Raw genomic sequence first — 21,982 nt, forward strand, 5'->3', positions numbered from 1 at the left:
CCACCAGCCCCGACAGATCTCTCGGACTTTCCCCTTCGCTCATGTCCGCAAGCTACCGACCCACATCGACCCCACCCCTTCAGACCTGCACCGTTCAGCATTTAGTTCAGTCAACGGGGCCTCGCCGTTACCGCAGCCGCGCTGGTATCCACCCGGATGTGGTCGGGTGTCGACAATCGCTGTCCGGGACAGCAACTCTTCCAGTTCCGATCGCGTGGGGCTGCCCGGGGCCGACTCGAGACGCTCGTCCCCGAACCATCCGCAGGACGCGACGAGACATACGAGCGCGAGCGTCGACAGGATCGCAGATAACCGTGCAACCACCTGTGCCCCCGCCCGTCGTAGACGGTGATTCAACGCCGCCCGTCGTAGACGGTGATTCAACGCCGTCCGTCGTAGACGGTGATTGAACCATCGGGGGCCGACAGGAATCAGCCGAACTCGATCACCACTTTGCCGGCGGCATGGCCGTCTTCGACTGCAGCGAGCGCTTCCCCAGCGCGGGAGAATGGGTACCGCCCGGACACGGACGGGTCGAGGGTCCCGTCGGCCACGAGCGCCGCGATCTCCGTGAATACTGCTGTAGTTCTTCGGCGTTCGACACCACCGCCGCCGAGTCGGCTCGCCGCCAGAGGATCGGCGATGCTCAGGATCGGTGCGTCCGGTCGGGCTAGCTCAGCGCCGCGAGTGAGAGTGTCCCCGCCGACCAGGTCGAAAACCGCGTCCACTCCGACTGGGGACAACGCGGACACGTCGTCTGCGAAGCCGTCCCCCGACGCAACCCAACGTGCTCCCGCTTCGTCGATCGCGGTTCTCTTGGACTCGCTCGCGACACCGATCACGTTGATACTCCGCGCCAGTGCAAGCGCGATCGTGCTGCGACCAACGCCGCCGCCGGCGCCGAGCAGCAGGAGTGTCGCCCCGGGTTTCAGACCGAGATCGTGGAGTGCGTCGTAGGCCGTTCCTGCCGCAACCGTCAGCACTGCGGCATCGGCCCAGGACACGGTAGGCGGCTTGTGTGCTGTCGAGGAGACGTTGAGCAATGTCGACGCGGCGTAGCCGCCGAAGCCGGTCGCGGTAGCGCCGAACACTTCGTCGCCGACCTCGAACTCGGTGACCCGCGGACCTACTCCGATGACAACACCGGACACTTCGCGGCCCAGAACCGCAGGCAGCGTCACCGGGACAGTATCTTTTCGAGTACCCGCGCGAACTTTCCAGTCAGCGGGGTTGACGCCCGCCGCTCGGACCGACACCAGCAGTTGGCCGGCACCCGGTGGGGGCAAGGTGACGTCGAAGTAGGACTGTGTGTCGGGTCCGCCGTACTCGGTGAAGCCGTATGCCGTCGTCATGCCTGCCAGCCTATTGCCCGGTAGGCGGGAAGTGGTGTCGGTGGCACCTGATTGGATGGTCGGATGCTGCATGGACTCTGGTCACCGGGATCGGGGCTCAAACTGTGGGTCGACGGGCACGACGGTGCCGGGACCGACGATCCCCGTGATCCGGTCAGTGCTGTCCTGCATCGCAAGTTCCGTCATCGTGTGAATGTCGCTATGCCGCCCGTACCTGGCGGGCCTTTGCAGAGTGAGTACGCAGCTGTTGCGTTGGCGCCGCCGGACGCAGTCGATCTCCTGCTGCGGTTCAAGGCCGACGATCAGCGAATTGCGGGAGACCTGCACTTTCTCGTACATGTGGCGCGAGGAATAGACCGGTGGGTGCGCGCCGGACGGGTGGTGCCGGCGCTGACGCGAGCCGAGGGTAGTTGGTGGCCGCGGTGGCAGTTGTCTGTGGGGGAACGCCAGCGCGCCTGGATCGGCGAATTGGTAGTGGCCATGCCGCCGGTGCAGCGGGCGGTCGGTTCGCCGAGGGCGACGATCGAAGACATCACGAACGAACTCACGGACCCGATCGTCCGTCGTGCTCTCGGGGACTCAAATCCGGTGGTGCAGACCCCGCTGTGGCAGGCCGTATTGTCCGGGGACGCTTTCGACGACGTGTCGGTACGAGCGGTCGAGGGACTCGCCGAATGGGGGTCGACGTTCACCGCCGGAGAGCCGGACCTGGTTCTGCGGCTGATCGAGCCTGAACTCGACGACAATTCCGATCCCGACGACGATGCGCTGTGGCGTCTGCAAGTGTGTTTGCGTCCTGAAGGTGAAGCGCCCGAACGTGTTCGACTGCACCGGGCAGATCCCAAACGTATCCAGCTCGGCAGCCGCAAACTCGAAGAGGCAATCAAGGCTTACCCACGTTTTCGCGACGTGCCGCGTGACGAGGACAGCCTCGACCTGTTGCTGCCCACACCTGTCGTGATGGACCTGGTCGGACACGGCGCGATTGTCCTGCGAGAGCGAGGGATCACGCTGCTGCTTCCTCGCGCATGGAACGTGGTGTCTCCATCCCTGCGTGTGCGCGTGACCTCGGCGGCATCTCCGATCGTTGCGGAGAATCGTACGGTCGGTATGGACCAATTGCTGGAATACGATTGGGAATTGGCGCTCGGAGACAAGGTACTCACCGCCGAGGAAATGACCCGACTCGTCGATGCGAAGTCCGATCTGGTCCAGTTGCGCGGCGAGTGGGTTCAGGCGGACAAAGACGTCCTGGCCCGCGCGGCTCGTTTTGTCAGTCAGCGGCACTCGAGCGGGGACCGAGCGATCGTCGATCTGATCAAGGACTTGATCGCCGACGACCTCAAAGACCTGCCGGTCGAGGAAGTGAAAGCAACCGGATGGGCCTCGGCACTGCTCGACCAGTCGGTGGCTCCGCGGCAGGTCGCGGTACCGTCGACGGTCAACGCGACTTTGCGTCCGTATCAACGACGCGGTCTCGACTGGTTGGCGTACATGAGTGCTCTCGGGCTCGGCGCTGTTCTGGCCGACGACATGGGTCTGGGTAAGACGCTGCAACTGTTGGCGTTACTTGCGCACGAGAAGTCCAAGACAGCAACCCTTTTGGTGTGCCCGATGTCGGTTGTGGGTAACTGGCAGCGTGAATCGGCGCGATTCGTGCCGAGCTTGCGCGTCTACGTTCATCACGGTTCGGATCGCGCTACCGGGGCGGAGTTGGAACAGGCAGTTCGTGAGAGTGATCTGGTGATCACCACCTACGCGCTCATGACCCGCGACGTCGCGGCCCTCAAGGATATCGACTGGCGGCGCGTAGTGCTCGACGAGGCTCAACACATCAAGAACGCCAAGACATCTCAGGCGAGAGCTGCTCGCAGCATCCCCGCGGATCATCGCGTTGCTCTGACCGGAACGCCGGTGGAGAACCGACTGGACGAGCTGCGGTCAATCCTCGATTTTGCCAATCGCGGTGTACTCGGCTCGGAGCAGATGTTCCGCAAAAGGTTTGTCGTGCCGATCGAGCGGGAAAAAGATCAGCTTGCCGTCTCGCGACTGCGAGCCGTCACGTCCCCCTTTGTGCTGCGGCGCGTGAAGACCGATCCCGCCGTGATCGCGGATCTCCCGGAGAAGTTGGAGATGACGGTTCGAGCGAATCTCAGCGAAGAGCAGGCCGCGTTGTACCGCGCCGTGGTGGACGAGATGATGGCGCAGATCAAGGGGACGGAAGGGATGAAGCGCAAGGGCGCCGTCCTGTCTGCGCTGACCAAACTCAAACAGGTGTGCAATCATCCCGCGCACTTCCTGCGCGACGGTTCGCCGGTGATGCGCCGCGGGCAACACCGTTCGGGAAAGCTCGGACTGGTCGAGGACATCGTCGAGTCGGTCATCGGCGACGACGAGAAGGTTCTGTTGTTCACACAGTTTCGTGAGTTCGGCGAATTGGTGGTGCCGTACCTGGCCGACCGGTTCACCACCGAAGTTCCGTTTCTCCACGGCGGAGTGTCGAAAGCCGGGCGCGACGCAATGGTCGAGGCATTTCAAGGTGAAGGCGGCCCGCCCATCATGGTGCTCTCGCTCAAGGCCGGCGGCACGGGTCTGAATCTCACGGCGGCCAACCATGTGGTTCACCTCGACAGATGGTGGAACCCGGCGGTAGAGAACCAGGCGACGGACCGTGTCTTCCGCATCGGTCAGAGAAAGAACGTTCAGGTACGCAAGATGGTGTGCGTCGGAACCTTGGAAGAGCGAATCGACACGATGATCGCGAGTAAAAGTGAACTCGCCGAACTTGCAGTCGGGACCGGTGAGAACTGGGTGACGGAGATGAGCGTCGAGCAACTGGACGAGTTGTTGCGACTCGGCGACGACGCGGTGGGCGAATGAGTCCGCGCGGTAAAGGCCCCGATTTCAGTGAGTACACCGGGCCTCGACGGCGAGCACCCGCGCCGGTCAAGCCTCGTCCAGCGTTCGGGAGGACGTTCTGGGGCAAGGCTTTTGTTCGGGTCGTCGAAGAGATCGGCGACAAACCTCGTGTCACGCGTGGGCGAACGTATGCGCGTTCGGGTCAGGTCTTGGCGCTCGACATCGAACCAGGAGTGGTGACGGCCGAGGTTCAGGGCAGCCAACTTCAACCGTTCGTTTCCACGCTGTCGATCGACACCCTTGACCAATCGGATATCGACGACATCATCACCAAGATCCGCCGCGTGCCGGGAAGTCTTGCCGCACTGGTGTCCGGCGTTGTCCCGGACATGCTTGCTGCTCAACTGATACCGGACGGCCCGTCGGCTTTTCGCTTCGACTGCACCTGCCCCGATGTCGGTTGGCCGTGCAAACACGCTGCGGCCGTGGCGTTCTTGACCGCGGAGCGAATCGACACCGATCCGCTCAGGTTGCTGAGACTTCGCGGGGTCGACCTGGAGCAGTTGATCGGGGGAGTGGAAGACGAGTCGACTGTTTCGATGGACGTCGAGAATTGGTTCGGAATCGCGGCTGCCCTCCCTGCGCTACCGAAGGTGCCTTTTCGCGCGGCGATCGACGATCTGGATATCAGGCGGTTGCGCGAGGCGGTTGCGGCATTGGGATTGGACATGGCTCAGCAGAACGTCGCCTTGGACGAAATACGGTCCATCTACCGACGGTTGGACGGTTGAAATCGGACAACTCCGGACTGGTGCTAGTTTCCTGTCGTAAATTCCAGTATCGTTAATTGGACCGGTCCGGTCGGGACCTGCCTGCGATTTCAGGTCGTTGTCGTCGGCGAATAGACGACTATTCATTTCTCGGAGGGACAGTCGCTGTGATGCCCGTTCATTTGCGCGACAGCGCAATACCCAAACACGAACAGTTGCGCACCATTCTCCTGCGCAAGTGCACCCAAGAACTCCAGCCTGGCGACTTGATGACCAGCGAGCGAAACCTGATGCAGGACTACGGCGTCAGTCGGATCACCGTTCGCGAGGCAATCGGGCAACTGGTCAATGACGGACACCTCGTTCGCGTGCGTGGCAAGGGAACCTTCGTTGCGCACCGTGCTGTCCAATCCAAGCTGCACCTTGCATCCTTCACCGAGGAAATGCGCGCCCAGGGGCATCACCCCACGACAGTGGTCCTGGTCAGCGAACAGGGGCCGGTCCCCGAAAACACTGCTGCCGCACTGAATATGCGACCGGGTTCCGACGGTTACCACGTCAAGCGCTTGCGCCTTGCCGACGGCGAGCCGGTGAGCGTGGACGACGGCTGGTTCAATCCCGAACTGTTGCCGGGTTTACTCGACATGGACTTGACGGGTTCGATCTATCGGGCAACCGCCGACAAGTACGACAAGCCGATCGATCGGGCAGAGCAGACAGTCAGTGCCGATGGTGCCAGTACGGAGATCGCGACTCTCCTGGGCACTCGTAAGGGCGCTCCGGTTCTGTACTTCGATCGAGTGTCGTTCAGCGAGATCGCACCGGTCGAGCACACTCGCAGTTGGTACCGATCCGACCGCTACCAGTTGCAGATGGAAGTCCAGGGCCAAGCGCGGCCCAAAACGCGCGGCGACCAATAGTCATCGTTCGTAACGCAAAGGGCGAGCACACCTTCCGGTGTGCTCGCCCTTTGCGTTACGCCGACCAGTCGAACAGAGTGTCGCCAGTGGCGACGTCCCCACCGACGGAAGGGGATTCGACGGTGTCCGGTTTGGAATCCATCACGACTACCGGGCAGATCGCCGAGTAACCGGTCGTGTCGATGTGCGCTGGATCGAAGCTGACAATGGGATCACCCGCATCGACGGTGTCACCCTCGGCGGCGATGAGGGTGAATCCGTCGCCTTCGAGCTTGACCGTGTCGATGCCGATATGGACCAGCACGCCGGTGGCTTTCTCGCCGAAGATCACGAACGCGTGGGGGTGAAGTTTCAGGATCTTTCCGCTGATCGGCGCCACGACCGTGAGTGGGCCCTGACCGCGAGCGGGTTCGATCGCGACGCCCGAGCCGACCATCTGCTGAGCGAACACCGGGTCCGGTACGTCAGCGAGTGCGACGACCCGACCGGGGAGCGGGGCGAGGACGACCGTCACAGGATGTCCTCGATGTCCTCGGCAAGGGTGTCGGCCTCGGGCCCGACGATGACCTGGACAACCGTTCCGGCCTTGAGTACGCCGTGTGCGCCGGCAGCCTTGAGAGCGGACTCGTTCACCTTCGCTCCGTCCTTGACCTCGGTACGCAGGCGGGTGATGCAAGCCTCGATCTCGACGATGTTCTCTGCGCCGCCGAGGCCCTTGATGATTGCTTCCGCTTTCGACATTTGCTGCTCCTGATTGTCGGGTTGGTCGTGATCGTTGAACGGTCGTGCAGGTGGGCTGACTAGTTGCTGGTCAAGGCTATCCCGGTTACGTATGTCACATTTGGGTGTTGACAACTCGCCTCCACCAGGTAAAACTACAACTGGTTATGACCGGACAGTACCCGTTGGAAGTCCGGCTCCACAACAGTTTCGACAAAACGGTTTCGGCCTCACTTCCGAGCAAGAACCGTGACCTGCATTTTCACGAAACCTGCACGTGTACGACACCCGAATTTCCAGAACCAGCGGCCGATCGCGACGCGGCCCGGCGAACGAAGAAGGTCCTTGATGACTCTCGAAGACACCCCGAAGAAGGAATCGAAAGTGTTCGCCGGGGTTCAACGCCTCGGCCGAAGCTTGATGCTTCCGATCGCCGTTCTGCCGGCTGCGGGAATCTTGCTCCGCCTCGGCCAGGACGACCTGCTCGGGCGATTCAGTTCGATGCACAGTGCTGCTGCAGTGATCTCTGCGGCAGGACAAGCAGTCTTCACGTGGCTGCCGCTGATCTTCGCCGTCGGTATCGCGATCGGCTGGGCCAAGAAGGCCGACGGATCGACTGCCTTGGCAGCCGTCGTCGGCTACATGGTGATCGACGGCGTGTTCAAGGCGATGTCGCCGATCGTCCTCGAAGGGAAGACGGACCCGAACGGGGATCAATCCCTGATCAACTACGGTGTGCTCGCCGGTATCGTGATGGGCTTGCTGTCGGCGATCTTGTGGCAGCGGTTCTATCGAACGAAGCTTCCCGATTATCTCGGGTTCTTCAACGGGCGCAGGCTCGTTCCCATCCTGACAGCGATCACCGGTCTTGTGGTCGGTGTCCTGATGGCATTCGTGTACCCCTTGTTCAACTCCGGCCTCAACTGGGTCGGTGAAGCAGTTGCTTCCAATACTGTTGTGGGCGGCGGCATTTACGGCGCAGCGAACCGCCTCCTGATCCCCACGGGCCTGCACCACATCTTGAACTCCGCCGTGTGGTTCCTGATCGGCGACTACCAGGACGCGAGCGGTCAAATCGTTCGCGGTGACCTCAACCGGTTCTTCGCCGGCGACCCCTCCGCCGGTACGTTCATGACCGGCTTCTTCCCGATCATGATGTTCGCCCTCCCCGCTGCAGCCTTCGCAATCTGGCGTAACGCCAAGCCTTCTCAGAAGAAGCTCGTCGGCGGCATCATGCTCTCCACCGGCCTGACCGCATTCCTCACCGGTATCACCGAGCCACTCGAATTCTCCTTCATGTTCGTCGCGTGGCCCCTGTACGTCATCCACTCGCTCCTGACCGGAACGTCGATGGCCTTGGTCAATGCGCTCGGGATTCACGACGGATTCACGTTCTCCGCAGGCTTCTTCGACTACGTGTTGAACTTCGGCAAGGCAACCAACGCATGGATGTTGATCCCGATCGGACTCGGCTACGCCGTGATCTACTACTTCCTTTTCAGCTTCGTCATCAAGAAGTGGAATCTGCGCACGCCAGGACGAGAAGAAGAGGTCGAGGTGGCTGCAGGTGAGCCCGACCCAGCGCTGCTCGAGGCCGAACTGGCACTGGCTGCCGAAGGTGACAGCCGCACCGACGCCCCGCTCGTCGCCGAACTGGAAAACAAGCTCGACAAGGAACTGGAAGGACGCTGAACATGGCGATCGCAACCACGACAATCGGATCCCGCGTCGGACTCCACGCACGACCCGCAGCGCTCTTCGCGCGCGCCGCAGCCGATCTACCGGTAGACGTCACCATCGCGCTCGGCGACGGCGAACCCGTCGATGCCTCCAGCATGTTGTCTGTCATGACTCTCGGTGCAGCATTCGGGGATTCGGTGACCTTGCGTGCTGACGGTGACGGCGCCGACGCTGCGGTCGGTTCGCTCGCAGAGCTTCTCGCATCCGAACTGGACGAAGCCTGATGACGGCGAGTGTGGACAACCGCATCGCGGGTATCGGAGTGAGCGCGGGTTCGGTCTGCGCGCCGTGGTTGCGATTCTCCACGCCTGAGCCGACCTCGGCGGCGGACCCGATCACGGGCAGTCCCGAGGCGGAGCTGATCAGGATCCGTGAGGCACTGGACGCCGTCGCGGAGGAACTGCTCTCGCGTGCAAAGACAGTCGAGGGCGTCTCCGCGGAGATCCTGACGACGTCGGCTGCGATGGCGCGCGACGCGGGCATCGTGAAGGCGGCCAAGGCGAACCTGGAATCGGGGCTGCCGACCGCACACGCCGTCGCAGTCGCCTTCGACGCCTTCTGTGAAAAGCTCACGGCGCTCGGCGGGTTCATGGCCGAACGGGCAACCGATCTGCGCGATCTCGGGCAGCGAGCCGTGGCCGTTCTTCGAGGGGAGCCGATGCCCGGAATCCCCACTCCCGGTTACCCGTACATACTGGTGGCGCGCGACCTCGCTCCGGCGGATACAGCGACGCTGGGCACCAGTGACGTGGTCGGATTGTTGACTGCCGAAGGAGGTCCGACCAGCCATACGGCTATCTTGGCGAAGTCGCTCGGAATCCCGGCCGTGGTCAACTGTTCGGGAACCGATCTGCTGGCGGAGGGGAAACTTCTCATCCTCGACGGCACCACCGGGACGGTCACCATCGATCCCTCGGCAGAAACGCGCGAGCGCGCTGTCCTCGAAGCATCGTTCGTGGCAGAGCAGTCGGCTTCGGCACAGGGTCCAGGACGCACGCGTGACGGGTTCGCGGTGAGGTTGTCGGCCAACATCGGAACCCTCGAGGACGCCGCGCGGGCCGGAGCGGCGGATTGCGAGGGCGTCGGACTGTTCCGTACCGAATTCTCGTATCTCGGGCGTCACGACGCACCGTCGGTGGAGGAGCAAGCACAGACGTACGCGTCGGTGCTCGGGCACTTCGCCGGACAGAAGGTGGTGGTCCGCACTCTCGATTCGGGTTCGGACAAGCCGTTGCCGTTTCTCGATCTCGGGGTCGAGGAGAATCCGGCCCTTGGTATCCGCGGGCTCCGTGTCGGCACGGTTTATCCCGACACACTCATCAGCCAGCTCGACGCCCTCGCGGCGGCAGGCAATGCGACGGGCGCCGATCTGTGGGTCATGGCGCCGATGGTAGCTACGGCCGACGAGGCGAAAGACTTTGCAGAACTTGCGCGTTCGCGGGGGATCGGCAAGGTCGGAGCAATGATCGAGGTTCCAGCTGCAGCGTTGCGGGCGAAGGATATCCTCGAGCACCTCGATTTTGTCAGTATCGGTACCAATGATCTGAGCCAGTACACCTGCGCCGTGGATCGTATGGCCGGAGGTCTGGCGCAACTGCTCGATCCGTGGCAGCCGGCGGTCCTCGATCTGATCGCGATGGTCGGTCAGGCTGGCGCCGATGCCGGAAAACCTGTTGGTGTGTGCGGAGAATCCGCGTCTGACCCGCTGTTGGCTCCGGTTCTGGTCGGTTTGGGCGTGACGAGTCTGTCGATGTCGGTCCCGGCATTGGGCGCAGTTCGCGCGCAACTGGCCTCTCTCGATCTGGCGGTGTGTAAGGACATGGCCGCGGCGGCGCGGGGCGCGCGAAACCCGATCGAGGGTAGAGCGGCCGTCGCGCGGATTCGCGAGTCGGCATGAGTACATCAGGCTCGGCTGCTGTCGGCGATCCGATCGTGTTGCGGGGAACGGTGATCGGATCTCCGGCCGGGAAGATTCACGACGGAGTCGTCGTCGTGGACGGCGAAAAGATCAGTTGGGTCGGCTCGGCTGCGGACTATGTGGCGTCCACACCCGTCGTCGTCATTCCGGAACGCACCGACACGGTGATCATGCCCGGCCTGATCGATGTCCACAGCCACGGCGCCGCGGGCGCCGGTTTCCCGAACACCGACGCCGATGGAGCGAGCCGCGCGGCGGCGCATCATTGTGAGCACGGCACGACCGGAATGCTGGCCAGCCTGGTCTCCGCACCGCGCGCAGATCTGGTGCGACAAGCAACGATGCTCGCCGATCTGGTCGAACGCGGAGAACTTCTGGGTATCCACCTCGAGGGGCCGTTCATCAACGGCGTCCGCTGCGGTGCCCAGGATCCGGCAGCGATCATTCCCGGTGATCCGGATCTGCTCGAAGCCGTGTGTGACGCTGCGCGGGGGACCGTGCGGTCCATGACCTTGGCGCCCGAGACCGAGAATTTCGAAGAGTTGCTCGCGATCATGCGTCATCGCAACATCGTGCCGAGTTTCGGTCACACCGATGCCGACGCGGCAACGACGTCGGCGCGCATCGATGCTGCGGTGCACGGGGATTGGGCCGGACAGATCAGCGCGACCCACCTCTTCAACGGGATGCCGCCCCTGCACCATCGATCTCCGGGTCCCGTCGCGGCGTGCCTGGCGGCTGCCGCGAGAGGCGAGATGGTGGTGGAACTGATCGCAGACGGTGTGCATCTTGCGCCCGAGACCGTGTCGATGGTCTTCGACGCTGTCGGACCGGACCAGATCGCCTTGGTCAGCGATTCGATGGCCGCGGCGGGAATGGACGACGGCGACTACCAACTCGGTGCGCTCGACGTCACCGTACAGGCGGGCGTCGCACGGCTCGCGACGACCGACGGCTCGGTCGGCGCGATCGCCGGAGGGACCGCGAGGTTGCTCGACGTGCTGCGCAGCACCGTCTTCGACGGCGGCGTCGCGCTGGAAGACGCTGTCGCAGCGGCAACTCGGAGCCCAGCGCATCTGCTGGGGCTCGGCGACCTGATCGGATCGCTAGCCGTGGGCTGCCGAGCCGACATCGTGGTCACCGATCGTCAATTGCGCCTGGGGCGTGTACTACTCGGCGGAAAAGCCGCCGGAAAGGAAAAATCATGGAAATCGTAATTCAGCCGACACCCGCGGAGGTCGACTCGACCGTCGCGGACATCGTCGAAGGCTACGTCAGAGCCGGGGCGACGACGCTCGGTCTCGCAACGGGGTCGTCGCCGATCGGAACCTATCGTGAACTGGCAGCGAGGCATCGCGACGCCGAACTCGACTTCTCGCTGGCTCGGGCATTCCTGCTCGACGAGTACCTGGGATTGCCGAAACGCCATCCGCAGTCGTACTACTCGGTGATTCGGTCGGAGTTCGTCGATCACGTCAACCTGGATCCCGCGATGGTGTCCAGTCCCAACGGTGAAGCGCCGTGCCCGGAGCAGGAGATCGCCCGGTACGACCAAGGCATCGCGTCGGCCGGGGGAGTGGACGTGCAGTTGCTCGGCATCGGTACCGACGGCCACATCGGCTTCAACGAGCCCGGATCGTCGTTGACCTCGAGAACCCGCGTGAAGACGCTGACCGAGCAGACCCGGATCGACAACGCACGCTTCTTCGACGGTGTGGACGACGTCCCACATCACGTGCTCACCCAGGGCCTCGGAACCATCAGCGATGCAAGGCATCTGGTGATGATCGCGACCGGAGAAGGCAAGGCTGATGCGATCGCCGCTGCCGTCGAAGGTCCGTTGTCTGCTTTCTGCCCGGCTTCGGTGATGCAATTGCATCGCCATGTCACCGTCGTCATCGACGAAGCTGCGGCCAGTTCACTCAAACTTGCCGACTACTACCGGTATGCGCTCGAACACAAGCCGTCGTGGCAGTCCTTCTGACATGACGGTTCTGGAGCTGGCTGTACAGGACGTGCGGGGGGCGAGGATCGCGCGTTCGGTGGGAGCGACTCGAGTCGAGTTGTGTGCGGCACTCGGCCCGACGGGGGGATTGACGCCCAGCATCGGAGTGATCGAGGCTGCGACGGAGGTGGGGATCGCGGTTCACCCGCTGATCCGTCCGCGCGCCGGAGGTTTTGTGTTCTCACCCGACGAAGTGTGGGTGATGGAGCACGACGTACATGCTGCTGTGGCCGGTGGAGCTTCCGGCATCGTGATCGGCGCGCTGACAGAAGACAATTCGATCGACACCGTCGTGCTGCGCCGCATCATCGGATGCGTGGACCGGGCGAGAGTCGAGGTGACAGTACATCGTGCGATGGACGTGGTGACCGACCGTCTGACCGCGCTGGACGAACTGATCGACCTGGGCGTGACCCGCGTGCTGACGTCCGGGGGTGCGGACACTTGCAACGAGGGACTCGACGAGATCGGTCGAATGGTCGAACATGCCGCGGGCCGGATCCAGATCATGGCAGGTGGCGGAATAACCGTCGACGACATCCCGGCAATCGCTGCCGTCGGCGTCGATGCGGTGCATCTCTCGGCGCGCAAGGTTGTCGCAGTTTCCGGCGGACCTGGTGGGGGATCGGACGGATACGACGTCACCGATGCAGTAGTCGCGCAGGAAGCGGCAGTCGCGCTCCGCGCTGTGCGCCTTTATTAACCCCCCGCGGTTAATAAAGGCGCACAGCCCTTGGGCTCTAGACATACATGGACATCCAACTATAGGATGGTAGACATATTCACTGCTGCCTCCTGGGCGGTCCATACGAGCAAGGAACGGGTTAGCACAATGGTTGAAAATGCGACGGTTCACGAGTTGACGCACTTCGTCGGTGGCAAGCGTGTTCCCGGGACATCTGATCGATTTGCGGACGTGTTCGATCCCAACACCGGCAAGGTGCAGGCCCGCGTTCCCCTCGCGAGCAAGGCCGAGACCGAAGCCATCATCGCCAATGCCGAAGAGGCGCAGCAGGTGTGGGCAGCGTTCAACCCGCAGAAGCGTGCCCGCGTGCTGATGAAGTTCCTGCAGCTCGCCCAGGCCGAGATGGATTCTCTGGCCCGCCTCCTCTCGTCCGAGCACGGCAAGACCGTCGCCGACGCCAAGGGCGACATCCAGCGTGGCCTCGAGGTCATCGAGTTCGCCGTCGGCGCTCCGCACCTGCTCAAGGGCGAATTCACCGAGAGTGCCGGCACCGGCATCGACGTGTACTCCATGCGCCAGCCGCTCGGCGTCGTTGCAGGCATCACGCCCTTCAACTTCCCCGCGATGATCCCGCTGTGGAAGGCCGGCCCCGCCCTCGCCGCCGGTAACGCCTTCATCCTCAAGCCCTCCGAGCGCGACCCCTCCGTCCCGCTGCGCCTGGCTGAACTGTTCCTCGAGGCGGGACTGCCCGCGGGTGTGTTCAACGTGGTCAACGGTGACAAGGAAGTTGTCGACGTTCTGCTCACCGACGACCGAATCAAGGCTGTCGGCTTCGTCGGCTCCACGCCGATCGCTCAGTACATCTACGAGACGGCCGCAGCTCACGGCAAGCGCGCACAGTGCTTCGGTGGCGCCAAGAACCATGCGATCGTCATGCCGGACGCGGACCTCGACGAGGTTGCCGACGCCCTGATCGGTGCAGGCTACGGCAGCGCCGGCGAGCGTTGCATGGCCATCTCGGTTGCCGTTCCCGTCGGCGAGGAGACCGCGGACGCTCTTGTTGCGAAGCTGAAGGAGCGCGTCGCGAAGCTCAAGATCGGTCGCAGTGACGACGAAGGCGTCGATTTCGGACCGCTCGTTTGCCAGGATGCCCTCGACCGCGTCAACAACTACGTGCAGATCGGCATCGACGAGGGCGCAACGGCAGTCGTCGACGGCCGCGGCTTCACCCTCGAAGGCCACGAAGGTGGATTCTTCGCCGGCGCAACCCTGTTCGACAACGTCACCTCGGACATGCGCATCTACAAGGAAGAGATCTTCGGACCCGTCCTTCAGGTGGTCCGCGCTGCCGATTACGAAGAGGCACTGCGTCTTCCGACCGAACACGAGTACGGCAACGGCGTCTCCATCTTCACCCGCGACGGCGACACCGCGCGTGACTTCACCGCTCGCGTCAACGTCGGCATGGTCGGCGTGAACGTGCCGATCCCGGTCCCGATCGCGTACCACACCTTCGGTGGCTGGAAGCGCTCCGGATTCGGTGACCTGAACCAGCACGGTCCCGACTCCTTCCGCTTTTACACCAAGACCAAGACCGTGACGCAGCGCTGGCCTTCCGGCAAGAAGGAAGAGACCAACCACTTCGTCATCCCCACGATGAACTGATCGGAACACTTTCCATGTTTACTCTGACCGATGACGAGCGGGCGATTCGTGACACTGCCCGCGACTTTGCGGCCGAGCATCTGGCGCCCAACGCAGTGGAGTGGGATCAGACCAAGCATTTCCCGGTGGACGTCCTCCGTAAGGCGGCGTCCCTGGGAATGGGCGGTATCTACATTCGTGAAGACGTGGGCGGCAGTGAGCTGAGCCGCGTCGACGCTGCCCGGATCTTCGAAGAGCTGGCCAAGGGCGATCCGTCGATCGCCGCGTACATCTCCATCCACAACATGGTCACGTGGATGATCGACCAGTTCGGCAACGACGAACAGCGCCACAAGTGGGTTCCCGGACTCTGCTCGATGGATCAACTGGGCAGCTACTGCCTCACCGAACCCGGCGCTGGCTCCGATGCTGCGGGCCTGAGCACCAAGGCCGTTCGCGACGGTGACGACTACATCCTCAACGGCGTCAAGCAGTTCATCTCCGGCGCAGGCACTTCCGACGTGTACGTCGTGATGGCGCGCACCGGATCTGCCGGCGCCAAGGGGATCTCGGCGTTCATCGTGCCCAAGGATTCGCCCGGACTGTCCTTCGGTGCCAACGAGGTCAAGATGGGCTGGAACGCGCAGCCCACCCGTCAGGTGATCTTCGAAGACGTGCGAGTTCCTGCCGCCAACATGCTCGGTGAAGAGGGCAGCGGATTCCGCATCGCCATGAAAGGTCTCAACGGCGGCCGGCTGAACATCGCCGCCTGTTCGGTTGGTGGGGCCCAGGCAGCGCTGGAGAAGGCAGTCGCATATCTGGTGGACCGCAAAGCTTTCGGTTCGGCACTGATCGAGTCGCAGGCCCTGCAGTTCCAGCTCGCCGACATGCGTACCGAACTCGAAGCGGCCAGGACGTTGCTGTGGCGCGCCGCTGCCGCACTCGAAGACGGAGCGTCCGACGTCGTGGAGTTGTGTGCGATGGCCAAGCGCTTTGCCACCGACACCGGGTTCGACGTAGCCAACAAGGCTCTCCAGCTTCACGGCGGGTACGGCTATCTTGCTGAGTACGGGATCGAGAAGATCGTCCGCGATCTTCGGGTTCATCAGATCCTCGAAGGCAGCAACGAGATCATGAGGGTGGTCATCGCGCGCAGCGTGGTCGCATCAGGTCAGGGAAAGCAAGGAGCAGCATGAGCGACGAGCTCGAGGTATTGATCGAAAAGCGTGACGGACTGGGGCTCATCACTCTCAACCGTCCCAAGGCGATCAATGCCCTCAACCACTCGATGGTCAAGGCGATGGCCAAGGCCCTCGAGGAATGGAAGTCCGACGACGACGTCAAGGCAGTCGTACTCACGGGCGCCGGCGAGCGTGGTCTGTGCGCCGGCGGCGACATCGTCTCGATCTACCATGACGCCAAGGACGGCAAGACCGGTTCGCTCGACTTCTGGCGTGAGGAGTACATCCTCAACTCCGAGATCGCGAACTACCCGAAGCCGTACGTCGCGATCATGGACGGGATCGTCATGGGCGGTGGCGTCGGAGTGTCCGCACACGGCGACATTCGCATCGTGACCGAGCGCTCGATGATCGGAATGCCCGAGACCGGAATCGGTTTCATTCCAGACGTGGGCGGAACTTACCTGCTCTCGCGTGCTCCCGGTGAACTCGGGACGCACATCGCGCTCACCACGGCGCGACTGAGCGCCGGCGATGCCATCGCAGCAGGTTTCGCTGACCACTTCATCCCGTCGGAGAACATCGAGACGTTCATCGCCGCACTCGCGTCGTCTTCGGTTGCCGACGCCGTGGCGCAGTACGCGGAGCCGGCTCCGGTGTCGGAACTGTTGGCCCAGCAGAGCTGGATCGACGCCGCGTACTCCGCCGACGACGTATCCACCATCGTCGAGCGTCTTCGCGCAAGTGGAATCCCCGAAGCGGAGAAGGCAGCGGAGCAGATTCTCGGCAAGTCCCCGATTGCACTGTCGGTGACCCTGCGATCCCTGCGGCATGCCAAGGAAGCAGCAAGCTTGGAAGAAGTCCTCAACGAGGAGTTCCGGGTCTCGACCGCTGCGCTCGCCTCACACGATCTGGTCGAGGGCATTCGCGCCCAGGTCGTGGAGAAGGACCGAAACCCGAAGTGGTTGCCGGCAACTCTCGACGACGTCACGGCAGAATCCGTCGACGCCTACTTCGCCCCGCTGGGCGACAACGAGCTCGGACTCGCCCCTCAACCGCAAGGCAACTGATCACCGCCGAAGGAGCATCACTAATGAGCACCATTGGATTTATCGGACTCGGTCACATGGGTGGCCCGATGGCGGCCAATCTCGTCAAGGCCGGACACAAGGTCGTCGGTTTCGACCTGGCACCTGCGGCGCTGGAGCAGGCAGTCAAAGACGGTGCATCGGTGGCGGATTCGGCGGTCGACGCCGTTCGCGGTGCCGACGTCGTGATCACGATGCTGCCGAGCGGTAAGCACGTTCTGGGTCTGTACGAAGAGCTGCTGCCGGTGGCAACACCGGGCACGCTGTTCATCGACTGTTCCACCATCGACGTCGCCGACGCCCGCGAGGCACACGACAAGGCCGAAGCGGCCGGTCACCGCAGCGTCGACGCACCGGTCTCCGGTGGAGTCGTCGGGGCTACCGCAGGCACGCTGGCATTCATGGTCGGCGGTTCCGAGGCTGACTTCCAAGCCGCGTCACCGTTGCTGGACGTGATGGGCCGCAAGGTCGTTCACTGCGGCGACGCCGGTGTCGGCCAGGCAGCCAAGATCTGCAACAACATGATCCTCGGCATTTCGATGATCGCGATCAGCGAGGCGTTCGTGTTGGGCGAAAAGCTCGGCCTGAGCAACCAGGCGCTCTTCGACGTGGCGTCCAACGCCTCGGGGCAGTGCTGGGCACTGACTACCAACTGCCCGGTTCCGGGACCTGTGCCCACCAGCCCGGCCAACAACGACTACCAGCCTGGCTTTGCTGTTGCACTGATGGACAAGGACCTGGGTCTGGCAGCAAATGCGCTGCGCAACAACGGCGTCGATGCGGAGATCGGACTCAAGGCCGCGGAACTCTACAGTCGCTTCCATGCCGCGGGCGGTGGCGGTCAGGACTTCTCTGCCATCATCAACGACATCCGTGACCGTTCGACCGAAGGACAGTAGTGACCGACTTCAACACCATCATCCTCGAGCGTAAGGGTCGCGTCGGCGTCATCACGCTCAACCGCCCGAAGGCTCTCAACGCGCTGAACTCCGAGCTGATGAACGAGGTCGTCGCCGCGGTTGCCGACCTCGAGGCGGACAACGGCATCGGAGCCATCCTGATCACCGGTTCCGAGCGCGCCTTCGCCGCCGGTGCCGACATCAAGGAAATGCAGTCCAAGACGTACATGGACGCATACGTCGAGGATTTCTTCACCCCGTGGGATCGCGTCGCAGCAGCTCGTAAGCCGCTGATCGCCGCCGTCTCCGGATACGCGCTCGGTGGTGGCTGCGAGCTTGCGATGCTCTGCGATTTCATCATCGCTTCGGATACCGCGAAGTTCGGCCAGCCCGAGATCAAGCTCGGTGTCATTCCGGGTATCGGTGGCTCGCAGCGCCTTACGCGCGCCGTGGGCAAGGCCAAGGCCATGGAGCTGTGCCTCACCGGCCGCAACATGGACGCAGAAGAAGCCGAACGTGCAGGCCTGGTTGCCCGGATCGTTCCGGCCGCCGATCTGCTCGACGATGCCCTGAAGACCGCAACCACCATCGCCGAGATGTCGCTGCCGATTGCGATGATGGCCAAGGAAGCAGTCAACCGCTCCTTCGAGACCACCCTCGCCGAGGGCGTCCGCTTCGAGCGTCGGGTGTTCCACTCGACCTTCGCGACGGAGGATCAGAAGGAAGGCATGACCGCGTTCGTGGAGAAGCGGTCGGCAGAATTCAAGCATCGCTGAATTTCAACAGCGCCGAATTTCAACAGCGCTGAAACTGCCCTCACACTCGTCGAGAGTGTGAGGGCAGTTTCTTTGTGTGTACGGGTGGTCGGTTCACCACTTGGTCGGTGCGCCGCCGGTGTCGAAGTCACCCGCAGTCTTGCGAAGTTCAGTGAGGATCGTCACCAATTGCTCGAGCTTGTCCTGCTGGAGTCCGGGGTGAGCGAACACCTTGCTGTTGAGCATTTCGGTGGCTTCGAGGGCCAGTGCGCGACCGGCGTCCGAGATCTCGATGAGCGTTGCACGGCGATCGCTGGGATGCGGGACCCGCCTGACCAACTCCGCTTTCTCCAAACGGTCGACGGCATTGGTGACGCTGGTGGGGTGAACCTGGAGTCGGGCACTTGCCTTGGCCATCGGGAGTGCGCCCGACCTGGTGAAGGTGAGAAGCGTCAGCAGTTCGTAGCGGGCGAAGGTCAGCCCGAGAGGCTTGAGTACCTCTTCGACCCGCGCCATCATGATCTGCTGCGCACGCATCACCGACGTGACCGCAGCCATACCGTCGGCGACATCGCTCCAACCGTGCTTCGTCCACTGACGATGCGCCTCTTCGATGGGGTCGAGGGGGAGCGGCGCGGGGGGAGACATAAGTTCGATCATCCCATGCTGGCAAGCGGTCGGGTGCCTTGTCTGATTGTGTGTCGCAGCCGCTTACGTCTGTAGAGTCCCACGGGTGATTTCAATCCTCGTAGCGGGTGGCGTCTCGTTGTTCGTCGCGCTCTTCCTGACTCCGTTTCTCATTCGTGTGCTTTCGCGGCAGGGGCTCGGGCACGAGATTCGGATCGAGGGTCCGCAGAGTCATCAGGGCAAGCGTGGCACCCCGTCGATGGGCGGGATCGCGATCATCGCCGGTATGTGGGCGGGCTACCTGGCGGCACACATCATCGGATTCGGCTCGCGGCTACCGCGGCTGTCTGCATCCGGTTGGCTGGTTCTCGCGCTCGCCACGTCACTGGGAATCGTCGGCTTTCTCGACGACTTCATCAAGATCCGTAAGAAGCGCAATCTCGGGCTCAACAAGACAGCGAAGACCGTCGGTCAGCTGGCGAGTGCCATCATCTTCGGCATTTTGTTCCTGCAGTTCTCCAACAACAACGGAGTCACTCCCGGAAGCCAGTACCTGTCCCATGTTCGTGACATCTCGGTGTTCTCCATGGGTGCCATCGGCTTTGTGGTCTTCTTCTGCATTCTGGTGTTCGCCTGGTCCAACGCCGTCAATTTCACCGACGGCCTCGACGGTCTCGCGGCCGGTTCGATGGGCATGATCCTGGGGACCTACGTCGTCATCGCCGGTTGGCAGTACCGGAACTCGTGTGTCCTCGAGCCTGCCGCCGGTTGCTACGACGTTCGTGACCCTCTCGATCTAGCGATCGTCGCTGCCGCCGCAGGCGGGGCGTGCCTCGGCTTCCTCTGGTGGAATGCCGCCCCGGCTCAGATCTTCATGGGCGACACCGGCTCCTTGGCACTCGGCGGCCTGGTTGTCGGCCTGTCCGTCACGACGCACACCGAGCTGCTGATGGTCATCATCGGCGCCCTGTTCGTCGCTGAGATCCTGTCGGTGATCATCCAGGTTCTGGTCTTCCGATCGTCCGGTCGACGCGTATTCAAGATGGCCCCGATCCATCATCACTTCGAGTTACTCGGTTGGCCGGAAACCGTCGTGATCGCAAGATTCTGGATCTTCGTCGCGATCTCGTGCGTCCTGGGACTTGCCACCTTCTACAGCGAGTGGTTCTCCGCTGCCGGTTAGACCGATTCACTCTTTCGGGTCGTAGCCAGAAGAGCGATCAGACCGAGCGACACACACGCCGTCATCGTGACGGCCAGGGCTGTGCTCGTGTTTCCCAGTAGGCCGACGGCCGGCGCGATGGCCGCACCGACGCCGAACTGGAATGCACCGAGCATTGCGGCGGCAGTACCGGCCGCTTCGCCGTGACGAGCGAGCGCCAGTGCCGGGGCGTTGGGCAGAACGAACCCGATGGCGCCGGCCATGACCCACAGTGCGATCACGAATCCAGCGAGCCCGCCCAGTTCCAGGACCGCGACAGCAATGACGACGGCCCCGGAGACAACGGCAGCCACGAGGGCCCACTTGGTGATCTGCTGAGGAGTCCACCGGTCGAGCAGTCGGACGTTGACCTGGGAAGCGCCGATCAACGCGATAGCGCCTGCGCTGAAGAGCAGCGCGAACTCCTGCTGGTTGAGGCCGTACTGATCCTGATAGACAAACGACGCGCCCGAGACATACGCGAACAACGACGCCATGCCGACGCTGGAGACGAGCGTGAGGACCATGAACGTGCGGTCGCCGAGCAGCGAACCGTAGGTACGGAGAACCGACGTCAATCCGCTCGGGCGACGCTTTTCCTTCGGCAATGTTTCGGACAGTCCGAACGCACCGATCATCGCCGTGCCGACGCCGATCAGTGCCAGGACGACGAAGATCCCGCGCCAGTCGAGGGCGACGAGGAGGGCGCCACCGATGCTGGGCGCCAGGATCGGCGCAACGCCGAGCACGAGCATCAGCCGGCTCATCACGACGGCAACGGTGTTACCGCTGTAGAGGTCGCGCACGATCGCCATGGTGACCACTGCCGCGGCCGCCGCGCCCATGCCCTGGAAAACCCGCAGGATGCCGAGGACAGCGATGCTCGGTGCGAAGACCGCCAGCAGCGAAGCCAGGATGTGCACACCGATCCCGGCGAGCAGCGGCTTCTTGCGGCCGAGAGTGTCCGAGAGCGGCCCGACCAACAGCTGTCCGAGTGCGAGGCCGATGAGAGTTCCGGTGATCGTCAGCTGAACCGTTGACGACGAGACTCCGAGATCGGCGCCGATATCCGGCAGCGCGGGCAGGTACATGTCGATGGTGAAGGGCCCGAGCGCGGTCATGGAACCGAGGGCAAGAATCTTCCCGACGCTCGGCTTGCGGTCGACACTGCTCGTATCCAGCGGGGCCGTCTCCAAGAGCGGAGCTGCCTTCACAGGCGGGGCGATGGCGGTGTTCTCGGCACTCATGAAACCTTCTGGGTTGTCTGGGTCTGGCGAATTGCTCGGTCGTTCGGTCGAAAGTCGGGCCGCAATCGAATGACCTGCGCCCACCGAGGGAGTCAGCATCGAGACTGACCGATTTGTTCCCGAAAGGCCCGCACTTTTCCCAGAGACTGGAACGCTTGGTGAGAATGCACTCGAATCATGCTGAGCGGAACTGTGGTTCGAGATCGTCACTCAGGGCAGAGTTACTCACTGACGCGGGTGTGGCTGAGTGGCTAGGTGTTGCGGGTACGGACGTTGCTGACGCGGGACTGAAGTAGACGGGCTGGTCCTCGGCGCGAGAATGGGAATTGCGAAATAGCCGTTCTCGACCAAGAAGGACCAACCCTGTGACA

Annotated in this window: 20 protein-coding genes and 1 pseudogene; 15 read left to right on the plus strand and 6 right to left on the minus strand. The window is 63.1% G+C overall.

Going from position 1 to position 21,982, the window contains the following annotated elements; translation table 11 throughout:
- Nucleotides 1-132: 132 nt before the first annotated feature.
- Together ASU23_RS34755 and ASU23_RS06720 are read right to left on the minus strand one after the other, a co-directional pair.
- Nucleotides 133-324, minus strand: a pseudogene (locus ASU23_RS34755) (deoxyribonuclease); the annotation flags it as partial.
- A gap of 107 nt (nucleotides 325-431) precedes the next feature.
- Complete coding sequence (locus ASU23_RS06720; RefSeq protein ID WP_058037598.1) at nucleotides 432-1,352, minus strand: NADP-dependent oxidoreductase; 921 nt, start codon at nucleotides 1,350-1,352, stop codon at nucleotides 432-434.
- A gap of 63 nt (nucleotides 1,353-1,415) precedes the next feature.
- Between ASU23_RS06720 and ASU23_RS06725 the strand changes: the two genes are divergently transcribed.
- From ASU23_RS06725 to ASU23_RS06735, 3 genes are all read left to right on the plus strand, one after another.
- A complete protein-coding gene (locus tag ASU23_RS06725) occupies nucleotides 1,416-4,232 on the plus strand; it encodes a DEAD/DEAH box helicase (RefSeq protein WP_058037599.1) in 2,817 nt (938 codons plus the stop codon).
- A complete protein-coding gene (locus ASU23_RS06730; RefSeq protein ID WP_058037600.1) occupies nucleotides 4,229-5,002 on the plus strand; it encodes an SWIM zinc finger family protein in 774 nt (257 codons plus the stop codon). Before ASU23_RS06725 ends, ASU23_RS06730 begins: the two co-directional genes overlap by 4 nt.
- A gap of 149 nt (nucleotides 5,003-5,151) precedes the next feature.
- Nucleotides 5,152-5,901, plus strand: coding sequence for a GntR family transcriptional regulator (locus ASU23_RS06735; RefSeq protein WP_007726130.1), 750 nt, complete (start codon nucleotides 5,152-5,154; stop codon nucleotides 5,899-5,901).
- Between the two features lie 55 nt (nucleotides 5,902-5,956).
- Here the strand turns inward: ASU23_RS06735 and ASU23_RS06740 are convergent, their stop codons facing one another.
- Nucleotides 5,957-6,415: a glucose PTS transporter subunit IIA gene (locus ASU23_RS06740; protein WP_019749215.1), complete on the minus strand. Its 459-nt coding sequence runs from the start codon at nucleotides 6,413-6,415 to the stop codon at nucleotides 5,957-5,959.
- Nucleotides 6,412-6,642 carry a glucose PTS transporter subunit EIIB gene (locus ASU23_RS06745; RefSeq protein WP_003941324.1) on the minus strand — a complete coding sequence of 77 codons (231 nt, stop codon included), beginning with the start codon at nucleotides 6,640-6,642 and terminating at the stop codon, nucleotides 6,412-6,414. Before ASU23_RS06745 ends, ASU23_RS06740 begins: the two co-directional genes overlap by 4 nt.
- 327 nt (nucleotides 6,643-6,969) lie before the next feature.
- On the opposite strand from ASU23_RS06745, the gene ASU23_RS06750 reads away from it, so the two are divergent.
- From ASU23_RS06750 to ASU23_RS06800, 11 genes are all read left to right on the plus strand, one after another.
- Nucleotides 6,970-8,313 carry a PTS transporter subunit EIIC gene (locus ASU23_RS06750; protein WP_003941307.1) on the plus strand — a complete coding sequence of 448 codons (1,344 nt, stop codon included), beginning with the start codon at nucleotides 6,970-6,972 and terminating at the stop codon, nucleotides 8,311-8,313.
- A gap of 2 nt (nucleotides 8,314-8,315) precedes the next feature.
- Nucleotides 8,316-8,585 carry an HPr family phosphocarrier protein gene (locus ASU23_RS06755; RefSeq protein ID WP_003941322.1) on the plus strand — a complete coding sequence of 90 codons (270 nt, stop codon included), beginning with the start codon at nucleotides 8,316-8,318 and terminating at the stop codon, nucleotides 8,583-8,585.
- The gene (gene ptsP / locus ASU23_RS06760; RefSeq protein ID WP_058037601.1) at nucleotides 8,585-10,258 is read left to right on the plus strand and encodes a phosphoenolpyruvate--protein phosphotransferase; all 1,674 of its coding nucleotides are present in this window, start codon (nucleotides 8,585-8,587) and stop codon (nucleotides 10,256-10,258) included. The genes ASU23_RS06755 and ptsP overlap by 1 nt, the downstream gene beginning before the upstream one ends.
- Nucleotides 10,255-11,496: an N-acetylglucosamine-6-phosphate deacetylase gene (locus tag ASU23_RS06765; protein WP_082661357.1), complete on the plus strand. Its 1,242-nt coding sequence runs from the start codon at nucleotides 10,255-10,257 to the stop codon at nucleotides 11,494-11,496. Before ptsP ends, ASU23_RS06765 begins: the two co-directional genes overlap by 4 nt.
- Nucleotides 11,484-12,263, plus strand: coding sequence for a glucosamine-6-phosphate deaminase (gene nagB / locus ASU23_RS06770; protein WP_058037602.1), 780 nt, complete (start codon nucleotides 11,484-11,486; stop codon nucleotides 12,261-12,263). The genes ASU23_RS06765 and nagB overlap by 13 nt, the downstream gene beginning before the upstream one ends.
- Before the next feature lies 1 nt (nucleotide 12,264).
- The gene (locus tag ASU23_RS06775) at nucleotides 12,265-12,987 is read left to right on the plus strand and encodes a copper homeostasis protein CutC (RefSeq protein WP_058037603.1); all 723 of its coding nucleotides are present in this window, start codon (nucleotides 12,265-12,267) and stop codon (nucleotides 12,985-12,987) included.
- 129 nt (nucleotides 12,988-13,116) lie between these two features.
- Nucleotides 13,117-14,634, plus strand: coding sequence for a CoA-acylating methylmalonate-semialdehyde dehydrogenase (locus ASU23_RS06780; RefSeq protein WP_003941275.1), 1,518 nt, complete (start codon nucleotides 13,117-13,119; stop codon nucleotides 14,632-14,634).
- Nucleotides 14,635-14,648: 14 nt separating this feature from the next.
- The gene (locus ASU23_RS06785) at nucleotides 14,649-15,809 is read left to right on the plus strand and encodes an isobutyryl-CoA dehydrogenase (RefSeq protein WP_007726145.1); all 1,161 of its coding nucleotides are present in this window, start codon (nucleotides 14,649-14,651) and stop codon (nucleotides 15,807-15,809) included.
- A complete protein-coding gene (locus ASU23_RS06790) occupies nucleotides 15,806-16,864 on the plus strand; it encodes an enoyl-CoA hydratase/isomerase family protein (protein ID WP_042923165.1) in 1,059 nt (352 codons plus the stop codon). The genes ASU23_RS06785 and ASU23_RS06790 overlap by 4 nt, the downstream gene beginning before the upstream one ends.
- Before the next feature lie 23 nt (nucleotides 16,865-16,887).
- Complete coding sequence (mmsB, locus tag ASU23_RS06795) at nucleotides 16,888-17,781, plus strand: 3-hydroxyisobutyrate dehydrogenase (protein ID WP_003941308.1); 894 nt, start codon at nucleotides 16,888-16,890, stop codon at nucleotides 17,779-17,781.
- Complete coding sequence (locus ASU23_RS06800) at nucleotides 17,781-18,557, plus strand: enoyl-CoA hydratase (protein ID WP_003941374.1); 777 nt, start codon at nucleotides 17,781-17,783, stop codon at nucleotides 18,555-18,557. Before mmsB ends, ASU23_RS06800 begins: the two co-directional genes overlap by 1 nt.
- A 93-nt stretch (nucleotides 18,558-18,650) precedes the next feature.
- Here the strand turns inward: ASU23_RS06800 and ASU23_RS06805 are convergent, their stop codons facing one another.
- The gene (locus ASU23_RS06805; RefSeq protein WP_020970065.1) at nucleotides 18,651-19,184 is read right to left on the minus strand and encodes a MarR family winged helix-turn-helix transcriptional regulator; all 534 of its coding nucleotides are present in this window, start codon (nucleotides 19,182-19,184) and stop codon (nucleotides 18,651-18,653) included.
- An 85-nt stretch (nucleotides 19,185-19,269) separates the two neighbouring features.
- Between ASU23_RS06805 and mraY the strand changes: the two genes are divergently transcribed.
- Nucleotides 19,270-20,346, plus strand: a complete 1,077-nt coding sequence (gene mraY, locus ASU23_RS06810) for a phospho-N-acetylmuramoyl-pentapeptide-transferase (protein WP_003941316.1) — start codon at nucleotides 19,270-19,272, stop codon at nucleotides 20,344-20,346.
- Here the strand turns inward: mraY and ASU23_RS06815 are convergent.
- Nucleotides 20,343-21,611: a multidrug effflux MFS transporter gene (locus ASU23_RS06815; RefSeq protein WP_100084653.1), complete on the minus strand. Its 1,269-nt coding sequence runs from the start codon at nucleotides 21,609-21,611 to the stop codon at nucleotides 20,343-20,345. The genes mraY and ASU23_RS06815 overlap by 4 nt on opposite strands.
- Nucleotides 21,612-21,982: the final 371 nt, after the last annotated feature.

It is taken from the genome of Rhodococcus sp. KB6 (assembly GCF_001445685.1).
In the GTDB taxonomy this organism is placed as follows: Bacteria; Actinomycetota; Actinomycetes; order Mycobacteriales; family Mycobacteriaceae; genus Rhodococcus_F; species Rhodococcus_F qingshengii.

Coding starts and splice junctions, on each gene's coding strand:
- ASU23_RS06720 (WP_058037598.1), bottom strand. CDS start 1,352: ATGACGACGGCATACGGCTTCACCGAGTACGGCGGACCCGACACACAG.
- ASU23_RS06725 (WP_058037599.1), top strand. CDS start 1,416: ATGCTGCATGGACTCTGGTCACCGGGATCGGGGCTCAAACTGTGGGTC.
- ASU23_RS06730 (WP_058037600.1), top strand. CDS start 4,229: ATGAGTCCGCGCGGTAAAGGCCCCGATTTCAGTGAGTACACCGGGCCT.
- ASU23_RS06735 (WP_007726130.1), top strand. CDS start 5,152: ATGCCCGTTCATTTGCGCGACAGCGCAATACCCAAACACGAACAGTTG.
- ASU23_RS06745 (WP_003941324.1), bottom strand. CDS start 6,642: ATGTCGAAAGCGGAAGCAATCATCAAGGGCCTCGGCGGCGCAGAGAAC.
- ASU23_RS06750 (WP_003941307.1), top strand. CDS start 6,970: ATGACTCTCGAAGACACCCCGAAGAAGGAATCGAAAGTGTTCGCCGGG.
- ASU23_RS06755 (WP_003941322.1), top strand. CDS start 8,316: ATGGCGATCGCAACCACGACAATCGGATCCCGCGTCGGACTCCACGCA.
- ptsP (WP_058037601.1), top strand. CDS start 8,585: ATGACGGCGAGTGTGGACAACCGCATCGCGGGTATCGGAGTGAGCGCG.
- ASU23_RS06765 (WP_082661357.1), top strand. CDS start 10,255: ATGAGTACATCAGGCTCGGCTGCTGTCGGCGATCCGATCGTGTTGCGG.
- nagB (WP_058037602.1), top strand. CDS start 11,484: ATGGAAATCGTAATTCAGCCGACACCCGCGGAGGTCGACTCGACCGTC.
- ASU23_RS06775 (WP_058037603.1), top strand. CDS start 12,265: ATGACGGTTCTGGAGCTGGCTGTACAGGACGTGCGGGGGGCGAGGATC.
- ASU23_RS06780 (WP_003941275.1), top strand. CDS start 13,117: ATGGTTGAAAATGCGACGGTTCACGAGTTGACGCACTTCGTCGGTGGC.
- ASU23_RS06785 (WP_007726145.1), top strand. CDS start 14,649: ATGTTTACTCTGACCGATGACGAGCGGGCGATTCGTGACACTGCCCGC.
- ASU23_RS06790 (WP_042923165.1), top strand. CDS start 15,806: ATGAGCGACGAGCTCGAGGTATTGATCGAAAAGCGTGACGGACTGGGG.
- mmsB (WP_003941308.1), top strand. CDS start 16,888: ATGAGCACCATTGGATTTATCGGACTCGGTCACATGGGTGGCCCGATG.
- ASU23_RS06805 (WP_020970065.1), bottom strand. CDS start 19,184: ATGTCTCCCCCCGCGCCGCTCCCCCTCGACCCCATCGAAGAGGCGCAT.
- ASU23_RS06815 (WP_100084653.1), bottom strand. CDS start 21,611: ATGAGTGCCGAGAACACCGCCATCGCCCCGCCTGTGAAGGCAGCTCCG.